Raw genomic sequence first — 6,247 nt, 5'->3', positions numbered from 1 at the left:
GGCGTCGGGCATCCAGTCCTGCGGTTCGATCTTGCCGTCGGCTTGCATTACGGCGTCGAAGCGGGTCTGTTCGGGGGATGCTGATGCGGGCGCCTCGCTGGCTTGCGTGGGGCTGGGGAGGTCGAGGGATTGGGTGTACATGGCGGCACTCGCTCGTGGACAGTCGCTGTCCGGCGATTATAAACCGACCGGACGGTCGGTTTATAGATTTTTGAAACATACTCGGGTAACTCCGCATGAGCGGAGCGCTGAGAAGCGCACGCTATTCAATCTAGTGCAGACGAGGGAGGCTTGCCGGACGGCGATAGGAACGAGAAGCGGCAGCGATGAATCGCCGCCGCTTTGAAAAGGAGGAAAGTGGACGCTTATCGCGTCTGTTGCGCGGCGAAGTCTTCCGCGTCGACGTCATAACCCGACGGTTCCCAGCGCACGGCGAGCAGCGCGACGAGCCCCGCGAGCGGCGCGACGGCGATGATCCAGAACACCTTCGTGCCGAGCGCCGCCGACAAAACCGGGAACAGGAACAGCGAGACCGTCGAACTGGCGCGCATCAACGTCTGATTGAAACCGACGCCGACGCCGCGCAGCGAAGTCGGATAGCTCAACGACGCGAACGTCATGCTGTGCGAACCCGGCCCGACGCCTTGCCCGAGCAGGAACGCGGCAAGAAACGCGATCGCGATCACGACCTCTGCACTCGTCGACGGTTTCCCGACGATCGCGAGCCCGACGAGCGCCGCCAACTGGAACGCGTAACCGACGACCGACAGCTTCCACGCGCCGAACTTCGGCACCGTGCGCACCGAGAACAAGCCGCCCGCGAACGCAAAGCACAGATTCAGCGCGAGCGACGCGAGAATCGTGGTGAGCATCGATTGCGCGAGGAAGCTCGAGATGATGACCGGCAGTCCAAACGCGACGGCGTTATACGCGAACGACGATGCAATCGCGATGACGGTGGCCAGCACCGTCCGGCGCAGATAGACGCCGCGCAGCAGCGCGCCGTAGTTGCTCCACGTCGCGCGACGAGCCTTGGGCGGCGCGACAGCGGTTTCGTCGACGCGGGCATCGATGCCGTAGGAGCGCTTCAAAATCGCGGCCGCGCCCTTGAGATCGCCCTGATTCGCGGCCCAGACGGGCGATTCGCTCATATAACGGCTGCGGATCAAGATGATCGCGATCGCCGGCACCGCGCCGAACCCGAGAATCAGACGCCAGAGCCAGCCCGCGTTGTGCTCGGGCAAGACCGCGTACAAACCGAGCACCAGCAGATACGAGACGCTGATCGCCGCGTACCAGACCGGACACCACATCGCGACGCGCGCCGCTTTGTTGCCGCGGCCCTTCAGGCGCGAAAACTCCGCGAGAAACGCCATCGCGACGGGCAGATCGATGCCGACGCCCAGACCCATCACGAAGCGCGCCCCGCCGAGCACCCAGGCGTTGGGCGCGAGCGCGCAGGCAATCGCCGCGACGACGAAGAAGAACATGTCGGCCATGAAGACGCGATAGCGCCCGACCTTATCGGTGAGATAACCGCCGAGAAACGCGCCGATGATCGCGCCGAACGTGATCGCCGCCGCGACGAAACCGGAGCCCGTCGGCGTCAGCGAGAACTCGCGGGCGATGTCCTTCATGCCGAACGCGAGCGCGCCGAGATCGTAGGCATCGAGAAAAATGCCGCCCAGCGCGATGGCGACGACCACGCGCGCATCGCTGCCGATCGCCGCGCCGCTGTTGACGAGACTGGAGACATCGGCGGGACTTTTGATGACGGGCCGCCCATCGTTGGCGGCAGCGCCGACGACAGCGCGTTCGGGCGCGAGAGAAACGGACATGATCGGGCCAGGTTGGTAAAAAGTTGTCGATGCAACGAATCGACGGATCGTACTGGCCCGAACGCAGGCGGCCAAATTCTTTTTTGTTATTTAATGACTTACGACTGGTCTGCAATGCTTTTCACGCGGGCCGCATCCAATGCAAAGCCGGCGCGGCGACCTGCGATGCGACAATGTCGCTCCGTTCCGTTCCTTCCATTTGGACATGTCGTCAGTTGAAAACATCGAATCGGTGAACGTCGCGGTGATAGGCGGCGGGCCGGCCGGGCTCATGGCCGCGGAGGCGCTCGCGACAGGCGGCGCGCGTGTCGATGTGTTCGACGCAATGCCGTCCGTCGGGCGCAAATTTCTGATGGCCGGCAAGGGCGGCATGAATCTGACGCATTCCGAGCCCGCCGACGCGTTTCTTAGCCGCTATGGCGCGCGAAGCCCGAGCATCGCGCCGCTGCTCGCGCGCTTCGATGCGGGCGCGTTGCGAAACTGGGTGCATGAGCTGGGCGTCGAGACGTTCGTCGGCAGTTCGGGCCGCGTGTTTCCCACCGACATGAAGGCCGCGCCGATGCTGCGCGCATGGCTGCATCGGCTGCGCGCGTCGGGCGTGACGTTTCATATGCGGCATCGCTGGCTCGGCTGGGCTGACGAAGGCACGTCGATATCGCGTTTCGCGACGCCATCGGGCGAAAAGCTCGTCCGGCACGACGCGCTCGTGCTTGCGCTCGGCGGCGCAAGCTGGCCGCAACTTGGTTCGGACGGCCGCGCACTTCCGGTGCTCGCGGCGCGCGGTGTGCCCGTGCGGCCCTTCGTGCCGTCGAATTGCGGTTTCGATGTCGCATGGAGCGAGCATTTCAGCAGCCGCTTCGCGGGCGAGCCGCTCAAGTCCGTGGCGATCGGCCTGCCGCGCGTGGACGGCGCGGCCGACTGGCGCATCGGCGAATGTCTGATCAGCGGGCAGGGCATCGAAGGCAGTCTGATTTACGCGTTATCCGCGCCGATTCGCGATCGGATCGCCGAAAGCGACGGCGCGGGCACGACGATTCTCCTCGACCTCGCGCCGCAGCTTTCTGCCGAACGCGTGCGCGACGAAGTGCTGCATCCGCGCGGCGCGCGATCGATTTCGAGTCATCTTCAAAGCCGCCTGCATCTGAGGGGCGTGAAGGCAGGTTTGCTGCGCGAATGCGTCGGCAAAAGCGAATTCGCGGATCTCGACACGCTCGCGACGCGTATCAAGGCGCTGCCGCTGCGCCTCTTGCGGCCGCGTCCGATCGAAGAAGTCATCAGCAGCGCGGGCGGCGTCGAGTTCGAGGCGCTCGATTCGCGCTCGATGGTCCGCGCGCTTCCTGGCGTGTTCTGCGCGGGCGAAATGCTCGATTGGGAAGCGCCGACCGGCGGCTATCTGCTGACGGCGTGTTTCGCGAGCGGACTCGTCGCGGGTGAAGGCGCGCTCGCGTGGCTCGCCGAGCGCGCGTGAAGAGTCACGCGGCGACGAGCCGCCACAGCGACGTCACTTCCGCCGAACGTGCGGCGTGCAGCGGATCGGTTTTGTCGCTCGCGCGCGGATGATGCGGCTTGATGTCGATGCGTCCATCGACCTTCAGGCCGGCCTTATCGATCCATTCCTGCAACTGGGCGCGCGTACGAAGTCCGAGATGCTCCGCGAAATCCGACAGGATCAGCCAGCCTTCGCCGCCCGGCGTCAGATGCGCGGCGAGGCCTTCGAGAAAGGCGCGCAGCATGCGGCTCTCCGGATCGTAGATGGCATGCTCGATTGTCGCGCTCGGCCGTGCAGGCAGCCAGGGCGGATTGCAGACGATCAGCGGAGCGCGTCCATCGGGGAACATGTCGGCCTCGACGATCTCGACCTGACGATCCAATCCCAGCCGCCCGATGTTCTCGCGCGCGCAGGCGAGCGCGCGGGCATCGACATCGGTCGCGACGACGTGCCCGACGCCGCGCCGCGCGAGCACCGCCGAGAGCACGCCGGTACCCGTGCCGATATCGAACGCGAGCTCCTTCGACGGAAGCGGCTGATTCGCGACGAGATCGATGTATTCGCCCCGAACCGGCGAAAACACGCCGTAATAGGGATGAATTCTCCCGCCGACAGCGCCGATCTCGACGCCTTTCTTGCGCCACTCGTGCGCGCCTATCAGCCCCAGCACTTCACGCAAGGACACGACTGACGACTCATCCGATGGCGGTCCGTAAGCCTCCTCGCACGCCTGGCGCACGTCGGGCGCGCGGCGCAGCGGGATGGCGTATTGCTCGTCGAGAGGAAGTACGAGCATCGCAAGGGTGCGCGCGCGCTGCGATTGCGCGAGGCGATGCAGGTTGAAGGCGTCGATCGGCGATGGCCCCGTCGCCGGCTTCTTCGCCTTGCGCGGCTTGTTGTCGATGCGGCGCGCCATCGCCTGGAGCAACTGCCGGGCGTTCTGGAAATCGCCGCGCCAGAGAATCGCCGTGCCTTCACAGGCGAGCCGGTAAGCATAATCGGCCGTCATCTGGTCGTGGCCGATCACGACGCGCTTCGCCGGCGGATTGCCGCTCTCCGATCGCCAGCGGGCGGAGCGGCTCTCGCCGTCTTCATCCCAGGTGAGGTTTTGCGGTGCAGAGTTTTTCGGTTGCATATCTATATAGAGGCTGATGCGGACGTCGTCGCGCCGGCGAAAAATGAACTGGCTGCATTGTGAGGCTATTTGAAGCGCGTCGCTGTGGCTTGTTCGTGTCGAGGGCAATCTGCGGCGCGAGTTTTGTGACACTTCAGGCACAATCGAGCCTTTTCCGCACGCCGTCGCCGAATGAAACTCCGAGTTTTCGCCGCGATCTGCGCGGCCGCGCTTGTCGCGCAAGTCAACTTCGTCCCGCGCGCGTTTGCCGCCGATGCCGCCACCGACGCGCCCGCCAACGAACATTGGATCAGCGCGTGGGGCACTGCGCTGCAGTCGATTCCGCAATTGGCGAACTTGCCGCCGCTGTATCGCGCGCCGGATGTCGCGGGGCGCACCGTCCGCCAGCTCATCTATCCGCAGTTGGACGGCAAGCGGATGCGTCTCAGAATCAGCAACCTGTATGGGACGGAACCGCTCGTCGTCGAATCGATGACCGTCGCGCGGGCCGCCGCGGGCAACAGTGCTGCAATCCGCGCGGGAAGCGCGCGTCCGGTGCTGTTCGGCGGACGCAAGAGCGTGACCGTCGCGCCGGGTGCGCAGGCAACGAGCGATGCAGTCAGCTTCGACGTCGATGCCTTCCAGCCCGTGGCCGTCAGCATGTTCATGGGGAAGGCTCAAAGGCTCGTCGCCTGGCATCGTGTGTCGAGTCAGGTGAACTACATCTCAACGCCGGGCGATCGCACCGAAGATGTATCGGCGGGCGCCTTCCGCACGCGCTTTACCCAATTCGCGTGGCTGACCAATGTGGCGGTGGAAAGCCCATCGGCGCAGGCGATCGTCGCCATCGGCGATTCGATCACCGATGGCATGCGCTCTTCGGTCAATGCCAATCGGCGCTGGCCCGACGAGCTCGCGAAGCTGGCGGCGCGCAAAAGCGGCGGACAGACGACCGTCGTGAATGCGGGACTCAGCGGGAATCGGCTGTTGAGCAACTCGGCGTGCTACGGCGAGGCGGTGGTGAGCCGCTTCGAGCGCGACGCGCTGCGCCAGCCGGGCGTACGCGCGATCATCGTGCTGATCGGCATCAACGACATCAATTTCATGGCGATGCCCGCGCACGCCGGACTCGATTGCGACGCCCCGCACACCGAAGTCAACGCCGATGGACTCGTGCGCGGATATCAACGGCTGATCGCACAGGCGCACCAGCGCGGCATCAAGATCTACGGCGCGACGCTGACGCCGGCCTCGCTGCCGCCGGAGCGTGAGGCGATTCGCACGGCGGTCAACGAATCGATCCGCTCGAGCAGGGCGTTCGACGGCGTGGTCGACTTCGATCAGGCACTGCGCGATCCCGCGCGCCCGAGCGTGCTTCAACGCCGGTACGACAGCGGCGATCACATCCACCCGAGCGATGCCGGTTACGCGACGATGGCGACGGCAGTGCCGATGGAGTTCATCACGAGCACAGCGAAGGCGGCGCATTGAAGCGGGCGCAAAAAAGTTGCTTCATTGCCTTGTCATTCGGATCTGCTTGACCTAATATTCAGCCCCTCGTCGCAAGACGAAGGGCCGCCGAGCGAAACGGGCGGCCTCCTAAGTCGGCAAATTTTGAGGCGAAAGCCAAAAAACAGTGTTGACAAGGAGAAAAAGATTATTCATAATCTCGTTTCTCTGCTGCTGATGCAGCGACGCAAGACGGTGGTGAGGTAGTGGTCTTGCGATGTGCTCTTTAAAAACTAACAGCCGATAAGTGTGGGCGCTTGATTGCTGGGTGCGGCCGGTTCTTCGGAGCTGGTAATG

General features: G+C 64.6%; 5 protein-coding genes and 1 pseudogene. 2 read left to right on the top strand and 4 right to left on the bottom strand.

Annotated features, from left to right (window positions below; genetic code table 11):
- Together NCS28_RS12725 and NCS28_RS12720 are read right to left on the bottom strand one after the other, a co-directional pair.
- Positions 1-141: pseudogene (locus NCS28_RS12725) on the bottom strand (1,2-phenylacetyl-CoA epoxidase subunit PaaA); the annotation flags it as partial.
- Positions 142-365: 224 nt separating this feature from the next.
- Entirely contained in the window at positions 366-1,838 is a 1,473-nt protein-coding gene (locus NCS28_RS12720; protein ID WP_250514138.1) for an MFS transporter, read from the bottom strand.
- 205 nt (positions 1,839-2,043) lie between these two features.
- Between NCS28_RS12720 and NCS28_RS12715 the strand changes: the two genes are divergently transcribed.
- Positions 2,044-3,306 carry a TIGR03862 family flavoprotein gene (locus NCS28_RS12715; protein ID WP_250514137.1) on the top strand — a complete coding sequence of 421 codons (1,263 nt, stop codon included), beginning with the start codon at positions 2,044-2,046 and terminating at the stop codon, positions 3,304-3,306.
- 4 nt (positions 3,307-3,310) lie between these two features.
- Here the strand turns inward: NCS28_RS12715 and NCS28_RS12710 are convergent, their stop codons facing one another.
- Positions 3,311-4,462 carry a methyltransferase gene (locus NCS28_RS12710; protein WP_250514136.1) on the bottom strand — a complete coding sequence of 384 codons (1,152 nt, stop codon included), beginning with the start codon at positions 4,460-4,462 and terminating at the stop codon, positions 3,311-3,313.
- 171 nt (positions 4,463-4,633) lie between these two features.
- Between NCS28_RS12710 and NCS28_RS12705 the strand changes: the two genes are divergently transcribed.
- On the top strand, positions 4,634-5,932 hold the full coding sequence (locus tag NCS28_RS12705; protein ID WP_250514135.1) for an SGNH/GDSL hydrolase family protein: 1,299 nt from the start codon (positions 4,634-4,636) through the stop codon (positions 5,930-5,932).
- A gap of 108 nt (positions 5,933-6,040) precedes the next feature.
- On the opposite strand, the gene NCS28_RS12700 is transcribed toward NCS28_RS12705, so the two are convergent.
- Positions 6,041-6,247 (bottom strand): hypothetical protein (locus tag NCS28_RS12700; protein WP_250514134.1); only part of this gene is annotated, 207 nt, incomplete at its 5' end.

Origin of the sequence: Caballeronia sp. INDeC2 (assembly GCF_023631325.1) — a bacterium.
Lineage (GTDB): Bacteria > Pseudomonadota > Gammaproteobacteria > Burkholderiales > Burkholderiaceae > Caballeronia.
The sequence above is the reverse complement of the archived record's forward strand: the minus strand, read 5'-3'. Positions and strand labels throughout refer to the sequence as shown.

Excerpts from the sequence above, each read along its gene's own strand:
- NCS28_RS12705 (WP_250514135.1), top strand. The coding sequence starts at position 4,634 with ATGAAACTCCGAGTTTTCGCCGCGATCTGCGCGGCCGCGCTTGTCGCG.
- NCS28_RS12720 (WP_250514138.1), bottom strand. The coding sequence starts at position 1,838 with ATGTCCGTTTCTCTCGCGCCCGAACGCGCTGTCGTCGGCGCTGCCGCC.
- NCS28_RS12715 (WP_250514137.1), top strand. The coding sequence starts at position 2,044 with ATGTCGTCAGTTGAAAACATCGAATCGGTGAACGTCGCGGTGATAGGC.
- NCS28_RS12710 (WP_250514136.1), bottom strand. The coding sequence starts at position 4,462 with ATGCAACCGAAAAACTCTGCACCGCAAAACCTCACCTGGGATGAAGAC.